General features: G+C 69.7%; 24 protein-coding genes. 15 read left to right on the top strand and 9 right to left on the bottom strand.

The features are described from left to right. Positions 1-80 precede the first annotated feature (80 nt). From ACH49X_RS19105 to ACH49X_RS19075, 7 genes are all read left to right on the top strand, one after another. Positions 81-788, top strand: a complete 708-nt coding sequence (locus ACH49X_RS19105) for a hypothetical protein (protein ID WP_195079016.1) — start codon at positions 81-83, stop codon at positions 786-788. Between the two features lie 408 nt (positions 789-1,196). Continuing rightward, the gene (locus ACH49X_RS19100; RefSeq protein WP_323124097.1) at positions 1,197-1,955 is read left to right on the top strand and encodes a carbonic anhydrase family protein; all 759 of its coding nucleotides are present in this window, start codon (positions 1,197-1,199) and stop codon (positions 1,953-1,955) included. Between the two features lie 99 nt (positions 1,956-2,054). Next, a complete protein-coding gene (locus ACH49X_RS19095; protein WP_323124109.1) occupies positions 2,055-2,444 on the top strand; it encodes a PaaI family thioesterase in 390 nt (129 codons plus the stop codon). Between the two features lie 76 nt (positions 2,445-2,520). Then, the gene (locus tag ACH49X_RS19090; protein ID WP_195079018.1) at positions 2,521-2,823 is read left to right on the top strand and encodes an urease subunit gamma; all 303 of its coding nucleotides are present in this window, start codon (positions 2,521-2,523) and stop codon (positions 2,821-2,823) included. Between the two features lie 50 nt (positions 2,824-2,873). After that, positions 2,874-3,224, top strand: a complete 351-nt coding sequence (locus tag ACH49X_RS19085) for an urease subunit beta (RefSeq protein ID WP_195079019.1) — start codon at positions 2,874-2,876, stop codon at positions 3,222-3,224. Beyond that, positions 3,217-4,938, top strand: a complete 1,722-nt coding sequence (locus ACH49X_RS19080; RefSeq protein WP_195079020.1) for an urease subunit alpha — start codon at positions 3,217-3,219, stop codon at positions 4,936-4,938. The genes ACH49X_RS19085 and ACH49X_RS19080 overlap by 8 nt, the downstream gene beginning before the upstream one ends. Before the next feature lie 197 nt (positions 4,939-5,135). Beyond that, positions 5,136-5,519: a hypothetical protein gene (locus ACH49X_RS19075; protein ID WP_357208788.1), complete on the top strand. Its 384-nt coding sequence runs from the start codon at positions 5,136-5,138 to the stop codon at positions 5,517-5,519. A 39-nt stretch (positions 5,520-5,558) separates the two neighbouring features. On the opposite strand, the gene ACH49X_RS19070 is transcribed toward ACH49X_RS19075, so the two are convergent. Then, the gene (locus tag ACH49X_RS19070; protein ID WP_195079022.1) at positions 5,559-6,101 is read right to left on the bottom strand and encodes a YaeQ family protein; all 543 of its coding nucleotides are present in this window, start codon (positions 6,099-6,101) and stop codon (positions 5,559-5,561) included. Between the two features lie 133 nt (positions 6,102-6,234). On the opposite strand from ACH49X_RS19070, the gene ACH49X_RS19065 reads away from it, so the two are divergent. Beyond that, positions 6,235-6,801, top strand: a complete 567-nt coding sequence (locus ACH49X_RS19065) for a hypothetical protein (protein WP_357208786.1) — start codon at positions 6,235-6,237, stop codon at positions 6,799-6,801. A gap of 11 nt (positions 6,802-6,812) precedes the next feature. On the opposite strand, the gene ACH49X_RS19060 is transcribed toward ACH49X_RS19065, so the two are convergent. The 3 genes from ACH49X_RS19060 to ACH49X_RS19050 form a co-directional block, all read right to left on the bottom strand. Next, a complete protein-coding gene (locus ACH49X_RS19060; RefSeq protein ID WP_357208784.1) occupies positions 6,813-8,405 on the bottom strand; it encodes a phosphatase PAP2 family protein in 1,593 nt (530 codons plus the stop codon). Between the two features lie 208 nt (positions 8,406-8,613). Further along, positions 8,614-9,234, bottom strand: a complete 621-nt coding sequence (locus ACH49X_RS19055) for a TetR/AcrR family transcriptional regulator (RefSeq protein ID WP_195079024.1) — start codon at positions 9,232-9,234, stop codon at positions 8,614-8,616. 4 nt (positions 9,235-9,238) lie between these two features. After that, positions 9,239-10,108 carry an oxygenase MpaB family protein gene (locus tag ACH49X_RS19050; protein WP_195079025.1) on the bottom strand — a complete coding sequence of 290 codons (870 nt, stop codon included), beginning with the start codon at positions 10,106-10,108 and terminating at the stop codon, positions 9,239-9,241. Positions 10,109-10,277: 169 nt separating this feature from the next. Here ACH49X_RS19050 and ACH49X_RS19045 point away from each other — a divergent pair, with 169 nt between their 5' ends. Genes ACH49X_RS19045 through ACH49X_RS19035 form a run of 3 tightly spaced genes read left to right on the top strand, consistent with a single transcriptional unit; the run spans position 10,278 to position 11,524 of the window. Beyond that, positions 10,278-10,730, top strand: a complete 453-nt coding sequence (locus tag ACH49X_RS19045) for an SRPBCC family protein (RefSeq protein ID WP_195079026.1) — start codon at positions 10,278-10,280, stop codon at positions 10,728-10,730. Then, entirely contained in the window at positions 10,727-11,068 is a 342-nt protein-coding gene (locus tag ACH49X_RS19040) for a metalloregulator ArsR/SmtB family transcription factor (protein WP_067810800.1), read from the top strand. The genes ACH49X_RS19045 and ACH49X_RS19040 overlap by 4 nt, the downstream gene beginning before the upstream one ends. A gap of 12 nt (positions 11,069-11,080) precedes the next feature. Then, complete coding sequence (locus ACH49X_RS19035) at positions 11,081-11,524, top strand: SRPBCC domain-containing protein (protein ID WP_195079027.1); 444 nt, start codon at positions 11,081-11,083, stop codon at positions 11,522-11,524. Positions 11,525-11,615: 91 nt separating this feature from the next. Here the strand turns inward: ACH49X_RS19035 and ACH49X_RS19030 are convergent, their stop codons facing one another. The 5 genes from ACH49X_RS19030 to ACH49X_RS19010 all read right to left on the bottom strand — a co-directional run bounded on the left by ACH49X_RS19030 (position 11,616) and on the right by ACH49X_RS19010 (position 17,289). Next, the gene (locus ACH49X_RS19030; RefSeq protein ID WP_195079028.1) at positions 11,616-14,009 is read right to left on the bottom strand and encodes an ATP-binding cassette domain-containing protein; all 2,394 of its coding nucleotides are present in this window, start codon (positions 14,007-14,009) and stop codon (positions 11,616-11,618) included. 87 nt (positions 14,010-14,096) lie between these two features. After that, complete coding sequence (locus tag ACH49X_RS19025; RefSeq protein WP_195079029.1) at positions 14,097-14,507, bottom strand: VOC family protein; 411 nt, start codon at positions 14,505-14,507, stop codon at positions 14,097-14,099. Positions 14,508-14,512: 5 nt separating this feature from the next. Further along, positions 14,513-14,962: a helix-turn-helix transcriptional regulator gene (locus ACH49X_RS19020; RefSeq protein ID WP_357208782.1), complete on the bottom strand. Its 450-nt coding sequence runs from the start codon at positions 14,960-14,962 to the stop codon at positions 14,513-14,515. 48 nt (positions 14,963-15,010) lie between these two features. Further along, positions 15,011-16,312, bottom strand: coding sequence for a hypothetical protein (locus ACH49X_RS19015; protein WP_357208781.1), 1,302 nt, complete (start codon positions 16,310-16,312; stop codon positions 15,011-15,013). A gap of 359 nt (positions 16,313-16,671) precedes the next feature. Continuing rightward, positions 16,672-17,289: a TetR/AcrR family transcriptional regulator gene (locus ACH49X_RS19010; protein WP_195079032.1), complete on the bottom strand. Its 618-nt coding sequence runs from the start codon at positions 17,287-17,289 to the stop codon at positions 16,672-16,674. 33 nt (positions 17,290-17,322) lie between these two features. Here ACH49X_RS19010 and ACH49X_RS19005 point away from each other — a divergent pair, with 33 nt between their 5' ends. From ACH49X_RS19005 to ACH49X_RS18990, 4 genes are all read left to right on the top strand, one after another. Next, positions 17,323-18,429, top strand: coding sequence for a hypothetical protein (locus tag ACH49X_RS19005; RefSeq protein WP_357208780.1), 1,107 nt, complete (start codon positions 17,323-17,325; stop codon positions 18,427-18,429). A 702-nt stretch (positions 18,430-19,131) separates the two neighbouring features. Then, the gene (locus ACH49X_RS19000) at positions 19,132-20,061 is read left to right on the top strand and encodes a CorA family divalent cation transporter (protein WP_195079033.1); all 930 of its coding nucleotides are present in this window, start codon (positions 19,132-19,134) and stop codon (positions 20,059-20,061) included. 140 nt (positions 20,062-20,201) lie between these two features. Continuing rightward, positions 20,202-20,570: a nuclear transport factor 2 family protein gene (locus ACH49X_RS18995; RefSeq protein ID WP_195079034.1), complete on the top strand. Its 369-nt coding sequence runs from the start codon at positions 20,202-20,204 to the stop codon at positions 20,568-20,570. A gap of 342 nt (positions 20,571-20,912) precedes the next feature. After that, entirely contained in the window at positions 20,913-21,815 is a 903-nt protein-coding gene (locus tag ACH49X_RS18990; RefSeq protein ID WP_357103572.1) for a trypsin-like peptidase domain-containing protein, read from the top strand. Position 21,816 lies beyond the last annotated feature (1 nt).

Here is a 21,816-nt window from a genome sequence, read left to right as displayed (position 1 = left end):
AACCTATCTTTCGCTGTACGGACGGGCACGGCCGAATGTCCGCCGCGCCGCGCGACGGAGCCGATCCCCGAGGAGGTTCGATGACCGAGCTCATCACCACGCCACATCGCTCGACGACGGCGTTCGGACGCGCCTGTGCCCGGCTGCGCGCGCTGCAGCCGGAGCATCCACGGGTCTATGCCGTCGCCGCGATCGCCGAGCAGGGTAAGCGCCGCTGGTGGCAACTGGCGGACGGAGTGCGCGAAGGTCGCGTCGAACTCATGTACCGCAGGCATGCCGCGGAGATGATCAGCGCCGACATCGCGGCGGAAGTGGTTGCCACGGCGCTGATCCATGCGATCGCCGGACGGGTGGTGGCGCTGCTCGTCGCGGAGGGTCGGGCATGGGACCCCGGGTTGGAGAATCTCTGGATCCACACGGACAACGACGGCGGCATCGACTGGGCGGGTTTGTCCGACACCACGATTCGCGTGGTCGACGGCGATCCGCTGGCGGGTGGACCCGGTGTGGTCGCCTTGCCGTGCCCGGAGGCGATGTCCGTCTGGCTCGCGCATCGCTGCGAGTCCGCGTTGACCGTCGTCCAGCGGAACCTGACGCGCTGCTCCGGATTGAGCGCACGGCGGTTCTGGTCCCTGGTGGGTGAATCCGTCGCGGGCGCTTCGGCTTACGTGCCCGATCTGGCGCGGACCGATTCCGTCGCCGGTGCGCGCCGCGGCCAGGCCCTGCTGGCGGCGATGGCCGAGCGCGGGCTGCCCGTGCGGCGGTCGGGCGGTTGCTTAGTTAGGTAAGCCTGACCTATACTCGGATCCGGCGTACGGATCGCGTGAGCGTCCCGAGGGCTGCGGTGACCCCCGATCCCTTGCCGCGGCGGGCTCCACCTCCGGTGGGGCCCGCCGCTCTGTCCGTCTGTGAAGTGCGTCGCCGACTCTGGCGCGCCGTCCGGCCCTGGTTCTACGCTGACGCCGACACGATCGCGAACCCCCTGTACAGCAGGGGTATTCGTCGTCCGGCCGTCCTCGCCCGGCCACCGCCGCACCGGGGAACCCGGCCCGGTGCCGTGTCGCGCCCATCGGCGCGCCACCTCCGAGGCCGCGCCGATGCCCGCCGTCGCGGACCGGACGCACGACGGCTCAACGGAATTCGAGGCTGTCAGCTTGTCCACCCGCAGATCGTCCCGCCGCCGTTCGATCGCTGCCGTGCTCACCGCTGTCGCATTGCTCGCCGTGCCCGCTTGCGGATTCGGTGAGCAGCGGGCGCGAAGCACCCCTGCGCCGCACTGGGATTACGACGCCGAAGGCCCCGATCACTGGGCCGACTTGGATCGTGACTACCTGACCTGCAAGAGCGGCCACCAGCAGTCGCCCGTCGACCTGCCAGGTCACGCGAAACTCGAGCCGTCCGAGCACATCACCATCGACTATCACGCGGCCCCGGCTGTGACGCTGCGGAACAACGGGCACACGGTGCAGGCGAATCTTCCAGCGGGAAATGGAAATCGCATCGTCGTCGACGGTGTTCCGTACGAACTCGTGCAATTCCACTTCCACCTGCCCAGCGAGCACACCGTGGACGGCGTGGGCACGACGATGGAAGCGCACTTCGTGCACAAGAGCGCGGCGGGCGCGGTGGCCGTGCTCGGTGTGCTGCTGCGCGCCGCGCCGGGACCGTCGGCCTTCGCGCCGATCCTCTCGGTCGCGCCGCGGGCCGTCGACGCCGAGACCGTCGTGCCGGGCCCGATCGATCTGCGCGCGATGCTGCCAGGTGCGACCGACCAATACCGCTATCAGGGTTCGCTCACCACCCCGCCGTGCAGCGAGGGCGTTTCGTGGACGGTGCTGGGCAATCCCGTCGCGGTGGCCCCGGCCGACGCCGACCGGTACCGGACGTTGTTCGCGCACAGCAACCGGCCGACCCAGCCGCTGAACGGCCGGACGGTCACGCTGGCGGGCGGGTGAGGCCGCGACGGCCTGGTCCGGGCGCTGTGCGACAGTGAGTACATGACACAGCAGGAAACCCGTCAGTTCGGCTCGCTGGCGGATGTCACACCCGAGCAGATGAACGCCTACAGCGAAGGCACCTTCGCCGATCTGATCGGCCTGCGTTACACCGAGCTGAGCCCGGAGCGCGTGCGCGGCGAGTGGGTCGTGAAACCGCATCTCTACCAGCCCGCCGGTATCCAGAACGGCGGCGTGTACTGCACCGTCATCGAGACGCTCGCCAGCATCGCCGGCGGCATCTGGTTCGGCGACCGAGGCACGGTCGTCGGGGTCAACAACAACACCGATTTCCTGCGGGCGGTGCGCGAAGGCACTCTGACGGGGGAGGCGACGCCGCTGCACCGGGGCAGGCTGCAGCAACTGTGGCAGGTCGTCATCACCGATGAGCAGGGCCGCACCGTGGCCCGCGGGCAGGTGCGATTGCAGAATCTGCCGCATCGGTCCTGACCGCTCGACCGGCGGCGGCGGAACGGGCGTGCCAGAATGTGCCTCACCCGTCACGGTGAACCGGTGAGGAGCCAGGATGCGACTGTCACCGCACGAGCAGGAGCGCCTGTTGCTCAGCTACGCCGCCGAGCTTGCCCGGCGCAGGCGGGCGCGCGGACTCGCGTTGAACCATCCCGAGGCGGTCGCGCTGATCACCGACCACGTGCTGGAAGGCGCGCGCGACGGCCGCACCGTCGCGGAGCTGATGTCCTCCGGGCGGACGGTCCTCACCCGCGCCGACGTGATGGAAGGGGTGCCGGAGATGATCCCCGAGGTCCAGGTCGAAGCGACTTTCCCGGACGGCACCAAGCTCGTCACCGTGCACCACCCGATCGGTTAGGCGGGCGGGATGCGGTTCGCGAGCGCCCCCGGGACGGATCGAGGCGCGGTGTGATCCCCGGCGAATACTTCTGCGCCGAGGGCGTCGTCGAACTGAACGCCGGCGCCGCGCGCATCGAACTCGACGTGATCAATACCGGCGACCGCCCCGTGCAGGTCGGCAGTCATGTGCACTTCCCGCAGGCGAACGCGGCCCTGGAGTTCGATCGAACGGCCGCGCACGGTCACCGCCTCGACATCCCGGCCGGTACCGCGGTGCGCTTCGAACCCGGTCTCGCGCAACGGGTGCGGCTGGTGCCGCTGGGCGGCGCCCGCGAGGTGCACGGGATCAGCCGGACACCGCCGGGCCGTCTCGATGACCGGCGCGGGACTCGGTGCGGGGAGGTAGGACGCGATGAGTGAGCTGAGCCGGGCGCGATACGCCGAATTGTTCGGACCGACGACCGGCGACCGGATCCGTTTGGCCGACACCGATCTGCTGATCGAGATCACCGAGGACCGCAGCGGGGGACCCGGCCGCGCGGGCGACGAGGCAGTGTTCGGCGGCGGCAAGGTCCTGCGGGAATCCATGGGCCAATCCCGCGCGACGCGCGCCGAGGGCGCTCCCGACACCGTGATCACGGGCGTGGTGATCATCGATCACTGGGGAATCGTCAAGGCGGACGTCGGCATCAGGGACGGGCGGATCAGCGCGATCGGCAAGGCGGGCAACCCCGACACCATGTCCGGGGTGCATCCCGACCTGGTCGTGGGGCCGTCCACCGAGATCATCTCCGGCAACGGCCGCATCCTCACCGCGGGCGCGATCGACTGTCACGTGCATTTCATCTGCCCGCAGCTGCTGGAGGAGGCGCTCGGCGGCGGCATCACCACCCTCATCGGCGGTGGCACCGGTCCGGCGGAGGGCAGCAAGGCGACCACCGTGACGCCCGGCGCGTGGCATCTGGCGCGCATGCTGGAGGCCACCGACGGCTGGCCGGTGAACATCGTGCTGCTCGGCAAGGGCAACACCGTCAGCGCCGAGGCGATGTGGGAGCAATTGCGGGCCGGGGCGTCGGGCTTCAAGCTGCACGAGGACTGGGGCTCGACCCCCGCCGCGATCGATGCCTGCCTCACCGTGGCCGACGCGGCGGGGGTGCAGGTGGCGCTGCACTCGGACACGTTGAACGAGGCCGGTTTCGTCGAGGACACCCTCGCGGCGATCGCGGGCCGCGGCATCCACGCCTATCACACCGAGGGCGCCGGCGGCGGGCACGCGCCCGACATCATCACCGTCGCCGCCCATCCGAACGTGCTGCCCAGTTCCACCAACCCGACCCGCCCGCACACGATCAACACCCTCGACGAGCACCTGGACATGCTCATGGTGTGTCACCACCTGAGCGCGTCGATCCCGGAGGATCTGGCCTTCGCCGAGAGCCGGATCCGCCCCTCCACCATCGCGGCCGAGGACCTGCTGCACGATCTGGGCGCCATCTCGATGATCGGCAGCGACTCGCAGGCCATGGGCCGCATCGGGGAGGTCGTGTTGCGCACCTGGCAGACCGCGCACGTGATGAAGCGCCGCCGCGGCGCGCTGCCGGGCGACGGCGCCGCCGACAACGCGCGCGTCCAACGCTACATCGCGAAATACACCATCTGCCCGGCCGTCGCGCACGGCCTCGACCACGAGATCGGGTCGGTCGAAGTGGGCAAGCTCGCCGATCTGGTGCTGTGGGAGCCCGCGTTCTTCGGCGTGCGCCCGCACGCCGTGCTCAAGGGCGGCGCGATCGCCTGGGCCGCGATGGGCGACGCCAACGCCTCCATTCCCACGCCGCAGCCCGTGCTGCCGCGCCCCATGTTCGGCGCCGCCCCGGCGGCCGCCGCCGCGACCTCGCTGCATTTCGTGTCCGAGCAGGCGATCGAGGACGGCCTCGCCGACCGGTTGCGGGTCCGGCGCAGACTCGTGCCGGTCCGCGACGTCCGTGGCGTGCGGAAGACGGACCTGCCGCACAACGACGCCATGCCGCGCATCGAGGTCGACCCCGACACCTTCACCGTCCGCATCGACGGCGAGGTCTGGCACGAAGACCCCGCCCCCTCCCTCCCCATGGCCCAGCGCTACTTCCTCTTCTGACACCCCGTGAGTGGCACATGGCTGCGGAGAAATGCGAGAAGAAGTCTCGATGGTGTGCCACTCGTGGGGAACCGGCGCGGAGCGTATAGTCCGCTGGACTCGGAGGAAGGGAGGGAAGGATGCCTCGGTCAGGCGAGCGGGGGGTGGGGCGCCGTGTTCTGGTGGGTTGTGTGGGGGCGGGGACGCTTCTGGCCGCGATGTTCGCGACATCGGCTGCCGCACCGTTGTCGCCCGGCAGCGGGTCGGCGAGCTCGACGGTCGCATTGAACGACTACTGCCAGGAGCACGGCGCGGTGGGCCACCTCGCCGACGGCCGGACGGTTTACTGCACACAGGTGCAGAACACCGACGCGTTCGTGTGGTCTTACAGCCGAGGCCCGATCCCTCGCGATCCCCACACCCGCGACTACACCTGTGACAGCGATACCTGCCACCGGCCCGACGGCAGCGCCGTTCCGAACTATCAGCGCTGCGGTCTCCTGTGCGGCGAGCCTCCCACCAGCGGCGACGTGCAGAGCGGGCTGTACGACTGCTTCGCGACGGGAGCCGAATTCGGAGAGTGCGAAGGCCGGATCCGATGACCGGTCGAATCCGTCCTTCGCCAACGAACGGATCGAAACCTACGTGAGCCGGTGCTCGTGGATCGGTGCGCTCAGCGCGGTGCCGTTGAGGTCGAGGTACAGCAGACGCTCGGTGACGGATACGGTCATGGCGTTGCGGCGTTCGGTCGCGGCGACGGCGGCATCGATGAATTCACGGTCGAAGCTGTACAGCGGTATCGCTTCGGCGCGGTGCACGCGCTTGCCGGTGAGTTGCGCCAGTACCTTGGCCGGGTCGCGGTGGGTATAGACGGCGACGCGGTCGGCGAGTTTGCTGCCTCGGTGCACCCGCTCCGCGTCGGGTGCGCCGATCTCGATCCAGGCGGTCAGGCGTCCGGTGAGGTCGCGCACCAGCACGGCGGGCTCGTCGGTCGCGGAGACGCCACCGTCGCTGAAGGCGATGCCCTCCTCGTATTCGAGGCAGTAGGCGAGCACCCGGGTCAGCATGAACTCCGCGGATTCGGACGGATGCCGCGCCACCCGCAACTCCAGCTCCTGGTAGACGCCTCGATCGACGTCGGCCAACTGGACGGCGAAGGTATGCAGTGTCGCGCTGAGTGCCATAGCTGCAGGAGCTTAGTGCCGACGGAGGCGTCGGCCGGGGTCGAGCTTCCTTCGGTGCAGGGCGGTCCGGCGCACGCAACGGGCTGGTTCTCGGCGTTCAGCGAATGCCATTGCGGGGCCGTAGGATCCGGCGATGACACTTACTCGTGCCGACCTGGCCGGATACGTCGAACGTGACTTGGACGCCGAGCTGGCGAGATGGTTCGCCGATCGCCCGCCGGTCGTCGTGCCGGAGCAGACCCGGCCGGTGGCGCCCTTTCTCCAGCGCCTGGCGCCCGCGTCCGCGGCGGCGCTGGCTGCGTTCGACCGCAGGGTGCGGTCCGGGCGGATGCCGCAGTTCCTGGACATCCACGATTGGTCCTATGGTTTCGACTTCGCCGGAAATGATTGCGGTATAAGGGATTCCGACTACGAAACCGAGCTCACCGACGACGACGTCTACTCGATCGGCGCGGACGGCGGCGGCAACCTGTACGTCGTGCTCACCAACGGGCAGGTCGCGCTCTGGTTCCACGAGGAGGAAGTGGTCGAGGGTGGCACCCGCTTCGACGACCTGGATGTCTTCCTCTGGTCGGTCGTGCGTTACCACGCGGTGCGGTCCGGGGCGCTGGCGCGCGATGCGGTCGAGGCGGACTTCCTGGCGCTGGGGCAGGACGGCGCGCTGGAGCCGGACCTCGGGTTGCTGCGCTCGATGAAGTAACGCGCGTTCGCTCAGTCCTCGCCCGCTCGCCGCTGGAACGGCCGCCCGGTTCGGAAGACGTCGCGCAGCCAGGGCGCCCGGCGGTGGTGCGGACGGCTGCGGTCGGCCCAGAGCGGATTGGATTCGTCCCGGCGGTAGGCCGCGAGCTGTCCGGCGATGGCGAAGTGCAGCCGGGTGGCTGTGCCGACCACCTCACCATCGGTCGCCAGCGCTTGCGGCGTGGGTACCTGCACCAGCAGTTCCGGCAACTGGCGTTCACCGTAGACCTTGCTGTGGCCGATCGCCGCCAGCAGCAGCGCCAGCACGGCGCGGGTGCGCGACCAGCGCAGGTCGGCCCGCAGCCAGCGGATGTCGAGCAGCCCGGCGTCGAGCCGGTCGCGGAAGGCGGGCACCGCGCCGTGCGGGTGGTAGGGACCGTTGCCGACGAACAGGAACCAGACTCGCCGCCACTGCCCGTCCAGGCAGATCTCGATCGGCTCGGCCCGGCGCAGGGTGACCACGAGCGCGGCGGCGAAGGCGGGCCACTTGCCCCAGCGCGACTGCCACTTCTCGCGCAGCTGCACCAGGTCCGGATAGGCGCCGAGGCTGGCGGTGTTGATCAGGTGCCGGGTGCGGGAGCCGGTGTCGTCCTCGCATTCGACGGCGGCGATGTCCACCGCCACCGCCTCGCCCGCGCCGGTCGCATCGATCACCTCGCGCAGGTCGTAGACGCCCAGATCCCGGGCGAAGTGGTTGAGCGTGCCGGTGGGGATCACGACCAGCGGCAGCTCGTGGCGCAACGCGACCGCGGCCACCGCGGCCACCGTGCCGTCACCACCGGCGACGCCGACCGCGAGCACCGGTTCACCGTGCTCGGCGATGGCCTGCTCGAGTTGCTGCGCGCAGTCCAGATCGGGTCGCGTGCGCAGCACGGTGGCGGCGGGCAGGGCGTCGACGACGTCGTCGGTTGGATCGTAATTCGGGTCGCCGGACATCGGATTCACCATGACCACAAGGCCTTTGCCCTCCACCAGCACGGGCACTTCGCGGACCGGACGGGCCTGCGCCTCATCGGATTCGCGCACGGGCCACCAGCGACGCGTGGCCAGGGCGACACCGGAACCCACGGCCGCACCGACGAGCACGTCGGAGCTCCAGTGCACGCCGGTGTGCACCCGCGAGTAGGCGACGGTGGCGGCCAACGGGGCGACAACCAGTGCGGTACGCGGGCTTTCGAGTGCGACGGCGGTGGCGAATGCCGCGGCGCAGGCGCTGTGGCCCGAGGGGAACGAGGAGGACCTCGGGGTCGGGACGAGTCGCCGGTGCACCGGCAAGAGTTCGGCGGCGGGCCTGCGCCGCGCGATCAGCGACTTGAGGCCGACGTTCACTACGAGACTCGCTCCGGCGACGGAGACGACACCGCGCAGCGCGGCCCGCCGCGGCGCGCCTTGGCGTGTGGCGAGCAATGTCGCCATGGTCAGCCACAGTCCGCTGAAATTCGCACTGCTGGTGAGCCGCAGCAAACCGTGGTCGACCGCCGAGGCGGGCAGTTCGGCGACCGCTCCGCCGATCGCTCGATCGATTCGTCCGATGCCGTGGAACTTCCGGCGCACCCAGCTACTCACGTGTCCGACATTACCGATCACCACCCCGGCGTCTCGAAACACGAAGGCGCGGTGCGTTCCGGCGGGGACGGCAAGGCTCTGGCGCGGCAGGACGGTCACAAGGTGGAGACTTGCCCCGAAAGCCCGTGTTCTAACGGTGCTCTCGTGATCCGAATGCCACCTGCCGGGAAGTCGGAAGCGGTCGATGCCGGTACGGACGCGGTCGCCGCTAGCGAATGGCGGTGGGGATGAGGTGGTGACGGGCGAAGGCGCGGGCTTCTTCGTCGGTATCGAGCGAGAAGTAGCTGTCCGGAATGAGCAGGAGGGTGAGGGACAGGCGCGCGGCGATCTCGGCGGACGCGTCGGGATCGATGTCGCCGATGTCGTCGGCGCGGCGGAGTTGTTCGGCGAAGAACGCGCGCGCGGCGGCGAGGAGCGTCGCGCCGTAGGTGATGACGAAGGGCTGGCCGCCTTCGTCGGCGAGCAGGATGCGGTTGGTGAGCGGATCCGTGCGCAGCGTGCGCAGTGCGATCGCGAAGCCCTCTGCCGCGCGGTCGCGTACGTCGGTGTGGTCGGCTACGGCCGTGGTGATCCCGGACAGGACGCGCCGCAGCCACACGGTCAAGGCCGTGGTGACGAGCAGGTCCTTGCTGGGAAAGGCCCGGTAGACGGTGGCGCGGTGCAGGCAGGCGCGGCGGGCGATGTGCTCCATGCGGACCCGGTCGATGCCGTGGTCGCGGAACTCCGCCAGGGCCGCGTCGATGATCCGGGTGGCCTGCGGGTCGCCTTCGATGCCTGCCGCGAGCCGGTCGACATCGAAGGCGGCGTTCGTCTGCCGGGCACTGCGCATGGACCTAATCCTGCCCGACCGCCCGGGCGTGGCGCATGCCCGCGCGCGCCCGGGGGTGGTAGCGCAGGGGTTCCGGAATCAAAGGCCATGCGTTGCGGATCAGCGTCGCGACGGCGCGGAAGTGGGCCTGATCGGCCCGGTTGTAGCGCAGGCCGAGTTTGTCGCGGGCCGGCTCGGGCAGCATGGCGGCGGTGATCACCCGGTACTCGGACATGATCACCGGCCGCAGCAGCCGTTCGACCGGTTGCGGCAGATACGGCAGCCGCATGTCGCTGGTGAACCGGAGCCGATCGGTCAGCCAGCGCGCCGACTCGGTGGCTTCCAGCACGTCACGGCAGATGTCGTCGAAGTACCGCTGGAAGCCGGCGTAATCGGGGGGCATCGGCCGGTCGCTGACGCCGTATCGCCGGAACCAGGTTTTGCTCTGCTGGTACAGCTGCTCGCGTTCGGCGCCGGTCAGTCCGTCGCCGAACACGTCGGCGATGTCGATGACCGCCTGCACCATCGTGGCGTGGGTCCAGTAGTAGGTCTCGGGATTGAGGGCGTGGTACCGGTCCCCGTGCGCATCGGTGCCGCGGATGTCGCGGTGGTAGTCGCGGACCCGGGCACCGGTGCCGCGTTCGACGGGGTCGTAGACGGTGCCGATGATCTCGGGTATCGAGCGCAGGACCCGGTCCCAGGGATCGCCGAAGAAGTCGGAGTGTTCGGTGACGCCGGCCCCCACCGCGGGATGCATCAGCTCCAACATGCCGTACGGCGCGGCGACCAGGAACAGTCGCAGGTCACCGAGGTAGCGCCAGAGCAGCGTGCCCGGTCCGAGCCGCGGGTCCTCCTGCGTGGCCTCGTCCGGCACGGCTTCAAGATGTGCGGTCATCCTCGACCCCTCTCTCGTGGTGCGACGAAAAAACTATAAATGTCGCATGTGTCGCAGACAAGGAGGACTTGGTTGGAGCTCGCGAGGATATGCAACCAATAGTTGCGTGATGACTGGCCGTCGACTAGCGTCATATGCAACCAAACGTTGCATATTGGAGGTCGCGATGATGGAGTACGGCAGCATCGAACGGGAGATACACGTCGACGCCTCGCCCGAGGTGGTCTTCGAGGTGGTCAGCAGCCCGGAGCACATCTCGCAGTGGTGGAGCGACGACGCCGAGTTCAGCGCGGCTCCCGGCGCCGTCGGCGAACTCGTCTGGGGTGACCGGGCCCAGGTCGCGCCGATCAAAGTGGAGCGCGCCGAGCCGCCCCGGGTGTTCTCGTTCCGCTGGTGCCATCCGGGCGGAGTGGTCGACGACCCCGCCGGTTCGCTGCTGGTGACGTTCGAGCTCACGCCGTCCGGTGCTGGTACCAGGATTCGGCTCACCGAGACCGGTTTCCGGGAGATGGGCTGGGAAGCCGCGAAGCTCGAGGAGCTCTACCGCGACCACACCACCGGGTGGGACACCTTCGTGCCCCGGCTCGGGGAGTACATCGCGCGGCTGGTGTCGACGCCGTGACCGCCGCCGTCGACGACGACCTGTGGTCGGCCATCGGGGATCCGACGCGCAGGCGGATGCTCGACCTGCTGCTCGCGGAGGGGGATGGCACGGCGACCAGCCTCAGCGAGCGCCTGCCGGTGACCCGGCAGGCGGTCGCGAAACATCTCGGCGTGCTCGACCGGGTCGGCTTGGTGCACGCGACGCCCGCCGGGCGCGAGCGGCGGTACCGGGTGGACGAGGCCCAACTCGCTCGCGCCGTGGCCCAGCTGTCCTCGGTGGGGGCGGCGTGGGACGCCAGGCTCCGGCGGATCAAGCGCATCGCGGAGGCGATTCAGCGCAAACAAGATCAACAGTGAAAGGAATCGAACATGGTGGACATCCTGCACAAAGTCGGCATCGAGGCGCCGGTGGACGAGGTCTACGCCGCCTTGACCACCACCGAGGGACTGTCCGGGTGGTGGACGACCGATACCGAGGGAAACGGCGGCGATGTCGGCGGCCTGCTCGAATTCCGCTTCGCGGCGGGTGGATTCGACATGCGGGTGCGTGAACTCGACCCGGCGAAGCGCGTGCTGTGGGAGGTGGTCGGCGGACCCGAGGAATGGATCGGCACCCAGGTGGACTGGAGTCTCGATCAGGAGGGCGATTACACCTCCGTCCTCTTCACGCACCGAGGCTGGCGGGAACCGGTGGACTTCATGCACCACTGCAGCACCAAATGGGCGGTCTTCCTGCTGAGCCTGAAGTCGCTGATCGAAACCGGCAAAGGCGCGCCGGATCCCGACGACGTCAAGATCGACAGCTGGAATTGACCCGCTGCCCTCCGGCCGCTCGTTCTCGGACGCGCGGCCGGAGGAAAGGTCCCGCGTTCCGGCGCGCAGGCCACCCGCTCCCGCGCGCCGTTCAGGCGCCGACGTAGGCCGCGAGATGTTCGCCGGTGAGGGTGGAGCGGGCGGCGACGAGATCGGCGGGAGTGCCCTCGAAGACGACCCGGCCGCCGTCGTGTCCGGCCCCGGGCCCGAGGTCGATGATCCAGTCCGCGTGCGCCATGACCGCTTGGTGGTGCTCGATGACGATGACCGACTTGCCGGAGTCGACGAGCCGGTCGAGCAGGCCCAGCAACTGCTCGACATCGGCGAGGTGCAGGCCGGTGGTCGGCTCGTCGAGGACGTAGACCCCGCCCTTGTCGGCCATGTGCGTGGCCAGCTTGAGCCGTTGCCGCTCGCCGCCGGACAGCGTGGTGAGCGGCTGGCCGAGGCTGAGGTAGCCCAGCCCGACGTCGGCGAGCCTGCGCAGGATGGCGTGTGCGGCCGGGGTGCGCGCCGCCTCGGTGTCGAAGAACTCCTCGGCCTCGAGCACCGACATCGCGAGCACTTCGCTGATGTCACGGCCACCGAGGTGGTATTCCAGCACCGACGCCTGGTACCGCTTGCCCTCGCACTCCTCACAGGTGGTGGCGACGCCCGCCATCATGCCCAGGTCGGTGTAGACGACGCCCGCGCCGTTGCAGGTGGGGCACGCGCCTTCGGAATTCGCGCTGAACAGCGCGGGCTTGACGCCGTTGGCCTTCGCGAACGCCTTGCGGATCGGCTCGAGCAGCCCGGTGTAGGTCGCCGGATTGCTGCGCCGCGAGCCGCGGATGGGCGTCTGGTCCACCGCAACCACGCCTTCGCTCGCGGGGATGGATCCGTGCACCAGCGAGCTCTTGCCCGAGCCCGCAACGCCGGTGATGGCGACGAGCACACCCAGCGGAATGTCCACGTCGACGTCGCGCAGATTGTTCGCTGTCGCGCCGCGGATCTCCAGCTTGCCCTTGGGCTCCCGTACGGTGGCCTTGAGCGTGGCCCGGTCGTCGAAATGGCGGCCGGTGACGGTGCCGCTCGCGCGCAGGCCATCGACGCTGCCCTCGAAGCAGACGGTGCCGCCCGCCGTGCCAGCCCCTGGACCGAGGTCGACGACATGGTCGGCGATCACGATCGCCTCGGGTTTGTGCTCCACGACGAGCACGGTGTTGCCTTTGTCCCGAAGCCGCAGCAGCAGGTCGTTCATCCGCTGGATGTCATGGGGGTGCAGGCCGATGGTCGGCTCGTCGAAGACGTAGGTGACGTCGGTGAGCGAGGAGCCGAGATGACGAATCATCTTGGTGCGCTGGGCCTCTCCGCCCGAGAGGGTGCCGGAGGGCCGGTCCAGCGAAAGGTAACCGAGCCCGATCTCGACGAACGAGTCGAGCGTGTGGCGCAGCGCGGCCAGCAGCGGCGCCACCGACGGCTCGTTCAGCCCGCCGACCCATTCGGCCAAGTCGCTGATCTGCATCGCGCAGGCGTCGGCGATGCTGATCCCGTCGATCTTCGACGAGCGAGCCGCCTCGGTGAGCCGGGTGCCGTCGCACTCGGGACAGGTGGCGAAGGTGACCGCCCGGTCCACGAACGCCCGGATGTGCGGTTGCATCGCCTCCCGGTCCTTGGACAGGAAGGACTTCTGGATCTTGGGGATCAAGCCCTCGTAGGTGAGGTTGACGCCCTCGACCTTCACCTTGGTGGGCTCTTTGTAAAGGAAGTCCTGCATCTCCTTCTTGGTGTACTTGCGGATCGGCTTGTTCGGGTCGATGAACCCCGACTCCGCGTACACCCGCACCGTCCAGAAGCTGTCGGACTTCCAGCCCGGGATGGTGAACGCGCCTTCGGCCAGCGACTTGGAATCGTCGTAGAGCTGGGTGAGGTCGATGTCGGACACCGAACCCCTGCCCTCGCAGCGCGGGCACATCCCGCCGGTGACGCTGAAGCTGCGACGCTCCTTCACGGTCCTTCCGGCGCGCTCGGTGGTGACCGCGCCCGCACCGCTGATCGAGGCGACGTTGAAGGAGAACGCCTGCGGCGAGCCGATGTGCGGCTTCCCGAGCCTGCTGAACAGGATGCGCAGCATGGCGTTGGCGTCGGTGGCGGTGCCGACCGTGGAGCGCGGGTCGGAACCCATACGTTGCTGATCGACGATGATCGCGGTGGTCAGTCCCTCGAGCACGTCGACGTCGGGCCGGGCCAGCGTCGGCATGAAGCCCTGGACGAACGCGCTGTAGGTTTCGTTGATCAGCCGCTGCGACTCCGCGGCGATCGTGCTGAACACCAGCGAGCTCTTGCCCGAGCCGGAGACGCCGGTGAACACCGTCAGCCTTCGCTTCGGGATCTCGATGCTGACATCCTTGAGGTTGTTCTCGCGCGCACCGTGCACGCGGATCAGATCGTGGCTGTCGGCGGCGTGCGGCGCGGGCGCCTGCGTGTCCGTCGTCGTGGCCGTGCTCATCGTGTCTCCATCTGTTCTGGCGGGGGCCGCCGCGGCGGTCTCCCTCGGCGTCGCCGGGCTCGATTCAACCAGTTCGCTTCGGGCGGGTCAGCGCAGTTGCTGGATGCGGATCAGGTTGCCGGCCGGATCACGCACGGCGCAGTCGCGCACGCCGTAGGGCTGCTCGGTCGGCTCCTGGACGATCTCCGCGTCACTGGCCGCCAGCCGTTCGAAGGCGCCGTCCAGATCCTTGGTTGCCAGCAGGATGCCGCCGTAGGTGCCCTTGGCCATCATCTCGGTGATGGTGCGACGCTCGTCCTCGGTGATGCCGGGATCGGCGCCCGGCGGGTGCAGAACGATGGACGTCTCGGGCTGACCGACGGGGCCCACGGTGAGCCACCGCATACCTTCGTATCCGACGTCGTTGCGGACCTCGAAACCCAGAATGTCGCGGTAGAAGGCGAGGGCCGCCTCCGCGTCGTCGTGCGGCAGGAAGCTCGCGTGAATGGTGATGTCCATGGCAGTCAGGCTAATTGCGGCTCGGTAACCGGCGCTTCTCGATTCCTGATCGGTCTGGTCACCTGTTTCGCCACGCAGGACGGTATGCCCGCGGTGGCGCGCCCCGCCTCGCGCCGGTAGATGCTCGGCGGCACGCCGACCAGCTCGGTGAAACGGGTGCTGAAGGTGCCCAGCGACGAGCAGCCGACCGCGAAGCACACCTCGGTGACGCTGAGGTCGCCACGGCGCAGCAGCGACATCGCGCGTTCGATGCGGCGGGTCATCAGGTAGGAGTACGGCGACTCGCCGTAGGCGAGCCGGAACTGGCGGCTGAGGTGCCCGGCCGACATGTGCGCGTCGCGCGCGAGCGCCTCCACGTCCAGCGGCCGCGCGTACTCCCGATCGATGCGGTCGCGGACGCGGCGCAGCCGCGCGAGGTCCCGCAGGTGCTGTGTGGCGGCGGGTCTGCTGGTCACGAACGCGATCGTGCCACATGGCGGTGACAAGCGGGCCGCATCGGGGTGCTACCAGAAGGTCGCCGTGAGCTCGTGCTCGGCGAGCGCGGTCCGCACCAGTTCGCTGAGCTGCCCGGCGTCGAGCAAGGCGGGCGGGTGGTACCCCATGACGCGCAGCGCGATCTGGTCGGCGGCCTCGACCAGCGCGACGTACAGGTTGCCGCCGCGCTCGGTCACGACGCGGGGCGAGTTCAGGCTCTGATTGACCAAGCCGAGCATCATCGCCGAAGCCGGGCGGCCGTCGATGCGCAGAATCTCGGGGTCGAGCTTGCCGAGGCTGGAGCACACCGTGGAGATGGGGTCGGTGGCGGCCTGCCGCGCCAGGTGGGCGTAGCGTCCGCGCGGCAGCGCCACCGCGACCGGAACCAGCGGCGGCACGTCCTGTCCGCCGGCGGCGGCCGCGGTGAGCTTTTCCTTCATCACCGCGCGCAGTGCGGCGAGGTCGGCCGGTGCGCCGTCGCGCACGTCCACTTCGAAGGCGATCGAGGTCAGCGCGTTCGCCCTGAGGTCGTCGGCGGTGCGGGTGCTGACCGGCATCATCATGCGAACCCGGCCCGCCTCGTCGGTGCGGCCGAGCCGCGTGGCGATGGCGGTCATCATCGCCACCGCCAAGGTGGTGCCGGTTCCGCCTCTTGCCCGTGCCGCCGCGTGCCAGAGTTGCGCCGGGACCGTCGCGGTGACGGTGGGAAGCCGGAAGCGCGCCTCGTCCTCGGAGGGCCCGGCCCCGCCGCGGCCGGTGACGGCCAACCGCAGCGCCAGACCGGCTGCCGACGGGAACGAGCGGGCCCGCCGCGCGGCGTCGCGAAGGTCGGCGGCCAGCAGGCGCATCCGGCCGAACTCGTCGGTGCGGTAGGACAGGTCGAGCCGTTTGTCCGCGACGGCGTCGGTCACCGCCGCGCAGAATGCGGAGCCGTCCGCGAGCGTGTGCGAAACCAGCAGCGACACCGCGCTTTCCCCATTGTCGATGCGGGTCGCCGCCAAACGCCACGCGGGGCCGCCGAACGTGCGCAACTCCGTGTGCCCCTGTTCGGCGATCCAGGCCTCCAGATCGCCTGCGGCAATGGGCTCGTCCGCGACCTCGAGCGGGCTGAATTCGACTCGGGTGGTCCACCGGTCCCCGGCGGCGGGGATCGTCGCGGGCGCGACCGCTCGGCCCAGTCTGCCGTGCCGCAATGCCTCGTGGAAATGTTCCAGCGCCGCGAGATCGACGGGACGGTCGTAACGCCAGACCGCCTGTATCGCCAGGGTTCCCCCTAGCGCGGAGTGCCCACGGGCACTCACGCAATCGATATCGGTCAGGCGGTGGGTCACGCGAATCTCCCCTCGAGTACCGGACACCGGTGCGGGTCCGCATCGGTGTCGTCGCCGCCACAACTCGGCGCTACGACGATGAAGATCGTTCGAATATCCGGTTTCGAGCTGTTTCGGCCAACCACGAGCATCCGGGCTGGCAACGCCGTGGTCAACCCTACTGGCGGGTTCGGTGCGCGCGGTCGTGCGATGCGCCGCGAACGGTACCCGCCGGTTCGTTACCTGCGCGAATGAGAATCCGGCCCCGAGCTGTGCGCGAGCGGCGGCGGCGGTGTCCGGCGCGGCGAACCGGACGAATCGCCTCCACTTGAGCTGAACGGGCGACCACTTCGGCAACGGGTGGGCGGCCCGGGTGGTGGTCAGCCCGCGTCCGGGCCGCGACGGCGCACGAGCGGCAGGTAGACCTCGTCCACGATTTCCACGAGGACGTCGTCGGGAGCGGTGGGCGCGCCGCGGACGACGAACTCGTTGCGGAGCAGGACGAGAGCCACGGTCGCCACCCTCGGATGCAGTGCTTCCGGAGCGGCTTCGCCGCGTGCGATCGCGCGGCCGAGGATGGTGAGCCAAGGGGCCGCGGTCGCGTCGCCGGACTGGCCGGGAAGCTGTGCCAGCAGCTCCGCGGCGCCGCCGGCCGCCGCGATGAGTTCGCGCAGGATCGCGCCCGACGGCGAGCTCCAATGGCGGTTGACGCGGCGCAGCAGCTCGAGCGCGTCCTCGCGCAGGTTTCCGGTGTCGGGCGGCCGCATCGCCGTGGCCAGCTGCCCGTAGGCGGCGATGCCGAGCGTCAGGCGGTTGGGCCAGCGCCGGTAGATGGCGTTCTTGTTGGTTCCGGCTCGTGCCGCGACCTTGTCCATGGTCAGCGCGGCGTACCCGGATTCCAGCAGTTCGTCCGCCGCGGCCCGCAGGATCGCCTCTTCGAGGGCTGGTCCGCGCCTGCGCGTCTGTCCGGCGCCAGGCCGCCGCGCCGCATCCTCCACCGTGACCCCTTTCGCAATAGGTGCCGATCGTACTTGCCGACTGCGGGCTTGCCGGGATGCCCCGCGCGATTTAGGGTACTGTGCGTACCCTACTTTGAGGAAAGGACGGCTGCCATGCGCGCCAAGGGCATCAGCTATGAGACCGGTTTCGTCCGCGACGGACAGTCCTCCCGCGTCCGATTCGACCGCGAGATCGTGGCACGCGAGCTGCGGTTGATTCGCGACGAGCTGCACTGCAACGCGGTCAGGATCATCGGCGGCGATCCCGAACGACTGGAGATCGCTGCCGCGTGCGCCGCCGATCTCGGTCTCGAAGTATGGTTCTCGCCGTACCCTCTCGAGTCGAGCGTGGCCGACATGCTTACCCTGTTCGCCGACTGCGCCGAGCGGGCGGAGCGGATCCGCGCGCGTGGCGCCGAGGTCGTGTTCGTGACCGGCGCCGAACTGAGCTTGATGCACAAGGGGTTCTTCCCGGGCGACACCGTCGAAGAGCGCGTCCGGCTGCTGACCGCCGAGCCCGATGATCTCGGCGAGCTGGTCGCCGCAGTCGGTGCGCGGGTGAACGACTTCCTGGGCGAGGCCGTGTCGGTCGTTCGCGCGCGCTTCGGCGGCCCGATCACCTACGCGTCCATCCCGCTCGAACGCGTCGACTGGACGCCGTTCGACATCGTGTCGGTGGACCTGTACCGGACGGCCGAGACCGCAGGCCGGTTCGGCGAAGGCGTTCGCGCACTCGTCGCGCAGGGAAAGCCGCTGGCGATCACCGAGTTCGGCGCGGCGACCTTCGCGGGCGCCGGTGATCTCGGAGCGCGGGGGCTGGAGATCGTCGAGTACGACGACATCCGTGGGCCGGTCCGGTTGAACGGCGACTACGCCCGCGACGAGGACGGGCAGGGGCGGTATCTGCGCGAGCTACTGGAGATCTTCGACGCCGAGGGCGTCGACAGCGCGTTCGTGTTCGTCCTCGCGCTCTACGACCATGTCCACCGCCCCGACGGCGACCCGCGCGACGACCTGGACCTGGCCGGCTACGGCGTGGTCAAAGTGCTCGAAGACCGAGACGGCGAGACCTACCCCGGCGTTCCCTGGGAGCCCAAGGCCGCGTTCGGCGCACTCGCCGACTACTACCGGAGTCACTGAGAGCCCGGCGAGTGGCGGCCCTTTCCGCGCCGCCACTCGGCCTGCTCGCCGTCGCGGGTTGCCACCGCTGATCGGATGGCGGTATGGATGCGGCCCGCTCCTTCGCCCGCATCGGTTCCGAATATTCCTGTCGCGCGCTGTCGTCCGGCGTTTTCGTGCCCCGAGATTTCCGCCGGATGGCGCGCTGTCGAACACTTGCGCCATCGATTGACGTACCCCGATCGGCGGGTTTCTAATGATGGATGGCGCAATTCGTGCGCCGGTCGATCGACGAAGCGAGGTGAGCGGCAGATGCCGGATGACAGTATCGACATCGACAACCGCGCCGCCCTCGAGAAACGGGTCGCGCCGCCGCGTCGTTGATCCGTGTCCGCGATCGGCGAGCGGGCAACGGTGGCCCGGTCGGCCGATGCGGCGCGAACGCCACCCTTGTGTTACGACGCGTACGGACGGCAGGTCCGGGTTCGGCCGACACACGTAGTCCTTCGCCGCGGCGCGACGTTCATTTCGACGCTGCTCGCCCCCTGTGCGCGCGCCCTCTGCCCCGGAAGGGTGCGCCAGCCCCGCACGACAGTATGTATTGGAGCCCCCGCTATGGCCACACTGCCAGAGAAAGCCGAAACATCGCCTCGCCCACCAGGGCCGGACCGCGAGCCGACCGGCTACTGGCCGATCCGATCCTCTTCCGGGCAGCGGTAGGCGATGACGACCTTTCTCAGCGCTGTGACCGCCGATCACTTCGATACCGAAGTGCTCCAGCAGCATTGGATTCCGCTGGCCGCCGACGACGCCGACACGGCGGCTGTGCTCCGGGAACGGCTCGGCATAGACTTCACCGCCGCCCGCGACCAGGTGTGGGAGACCGACAACTTCCTCTATCTCCCCGTGGTCGCCGACTACCAGCGCGGCGAGGCCGTCGAACGGGCCACGATCGTCTTCGCCCTCGGCGGGGAGTTCCTGGTGACGCTGCAGCCGTCGGAGCATTTCGTCCCCTTCGACAAGGCGGTGGCGAAGATGCGCCGCAACCCGGAACTCGCCGGCTCCGCGCACGGCGTGATGTACGCGCTGCTGTGGGCGCTGAACGAGGCGTCCGAGCGGGTGCTCCACCATGCCGGCGCCGCGCTGGAGGCGACGCACGCCGAGATCGAGCGGGCGATCTCCGGCCACAACCGCAGCGATCTCGCGATCACCGACGTGCGCGGCACGCTGGCGCGGATGAACGCCACCGAGCGCATCGTCGCGCGCACTCGGCTTACGCAGCTGCAACTGGCTCGCGCCGCGCGCCACCTGCGGGCGGACGGTCCGTCCGGCCGCGGCGAGCTGAACGATGCCATCGGCGTTCTGCTCGCGGACATCGACGGGGTGGGGCAGCAGGCGAGCATCGAGTACGACAAGGCCCGCTATCAGCAGCAATCGGCGCTGGCCTGGCTGGATGCCCAACAGAACGAGATCGTCAAGAGGTTCGCCGTCGCCGCGGTCTTCCTGCCGCCCGCGCTGATCGCCACCTGCTATGGCGTGGATCTGATCGCCGAGTTGTCCTGGCAGACCGGACTTCTGCTCACCACGCTGCTGACCCTGGTGGCCGCGCTGATTCCCCTGGCCTACCTGAACCGAAAGGGCTTGCTGCGCTGAGTCGCCAGGCGATCGCGGGTGTCCGTCGATCATTACCTCGCGCGTAATCGACTCTGCGCTCCTAGCGAGGCAAGGTTGAGACAGCCGATCGGAAGACCGGTACGGCTGAGGAAAACCTTTACCGCACAGGAGGATTCATCATGACACGCTACGAGGAAGCGGTCGATCGGTACTTCGCCGCGTGGAACGCCACCGACGAGGACGCCAGGGCCGCGGCGGTGGCGGCGGCCTGGGCCGAGGACGGAAGCTACACCGATCCCCTCGCGGAGGTCAGCGGGCACGCCCAGTTGGCGGCGGCCATCGGTGGCGTGCAAGCGCAGTTCCCCGGCTTCGAGTTCCGCCGCCTCGGCGCGGTCGACGGCCACCACGACATCGCCCGTTTCTCCTGGGAACTGGTCTCCGCGGCCGACGGCAGCGCCCCGGTCGCAGGCTCGGACGTGATCACCCTGGGAGCCGACGGCCGGATCACGAGCGTGCACGGTTTTCTCGACCGGGTGCCGACGGCGTAGGCGCGCAGACCCGCGCCTGGCGGCGGTTCCCTTCGAGTCCGCGGGGCTGCGGAAACTCGGCACACCGGATCGGCATGCGGTGTGCAGCGGCTTGCCGGTGGCAGGTTCGCGCCCGCCGTCCCGGCGGATACGTGTCCCGAGACCGGTTCTGGCGGGTTCGGTGCGAAGCCCGGAATTCGCGAATCGCCGCCTGCGATCCGCCGCCCGGCGACACGCCCGGCTCACCCGTGGTCCGGTTGCGCCTGTGGCGAACACGGTGCGTCGTCCGCCGCCCGGGGGCATCCTGGACCCGGTAGTGCAATTCCGGCATACAGGGTGGTGGTCGGCGTGGACAACGCCGCGATGGATGCCTACTCCCGCACGGTGATCGCCGTGGCGGCCTCGGTGACGCCGCACGTGGCCAGCGTGCGGACCAGGCGGGGGAGCGGGTCGGCGGTGGTCTTCACCGACGACGGATTCCTGTTGACGAACGCGCACGTCGTCGGCGCGGCCCGCGAGGGAGAGGTGGTCTTCGCCGACGGGGTGGAGTCCCGGTTCCACGTCGTCGGGATCGATCCGCTGTCGGATCTGGCGGTGCTGCGCGCCCGCGGCGGCGCGCCCGGCGCGGTGCCCCTGGGGGATGCCGACCGGTTGGTGGTCGGCCAGCTGGTGGTGGCGGTCGGGAGTCCGCTCGGCCTGGCGGGCTCGGTGACCGCGGGCGTGGTGAGCGCGCTCGGACGCGCGGTTCCGGTGGCATCGCGCCGTGCCGGGCGGGTGATCGAGGACGTGATCCAGACCGACGCCGCGCTCAACCCCGGTAACTCCGGTGGCGCGCTGTCGGATTCGGCCGGCCGGGTGGTCGGCGTCAACACGGCGGTCGCGGGCATCGGGCTCGGCCTTGCCATCCCGATCAACGCGACGACCCGCCGGATCATCCGCACGCTGCACACCGAGGGGCGGGTCCGGCGCGCGTACCTCGGTCTGGTCGGCGTGCCCGCGCCGCTGCCGGAGCCGGTCGCCGAGCGCACCGGGCAGGCCGCCGGGGTGCGCATCATGGAGGTGGTCCGTGGCGGCCCCGCCGAGGAAGCCGGGCTGCGCCGCGGTGATCTGGTGCTGAGCGTGGCCCGGTCGCAGGTGCGCGACGCCCAGGGCATTCAGCGGCAGCTGTTCGCCGAGGCGATCGGTGTGCAACTGCCCGTCACCGTGCTGCGCAACGGGGCCATGGTGGACGTGATCGCCGTCCCGGTGGAATTGGTGGCGGACTGAG

It is taken from the genome of Nocardia sp. NPDC019323 (genome assembly GCF_044389845.1).
Classification (GTDB): Bacteria; Actinomycetota; Actinomycetes; order Mycobacteriales; family Mycobacteriaceae; genus Nocardia; species Nocardia implantans.
This window is presented reverse-complemented; position numbering and strand designations above follow the sequence as displayed.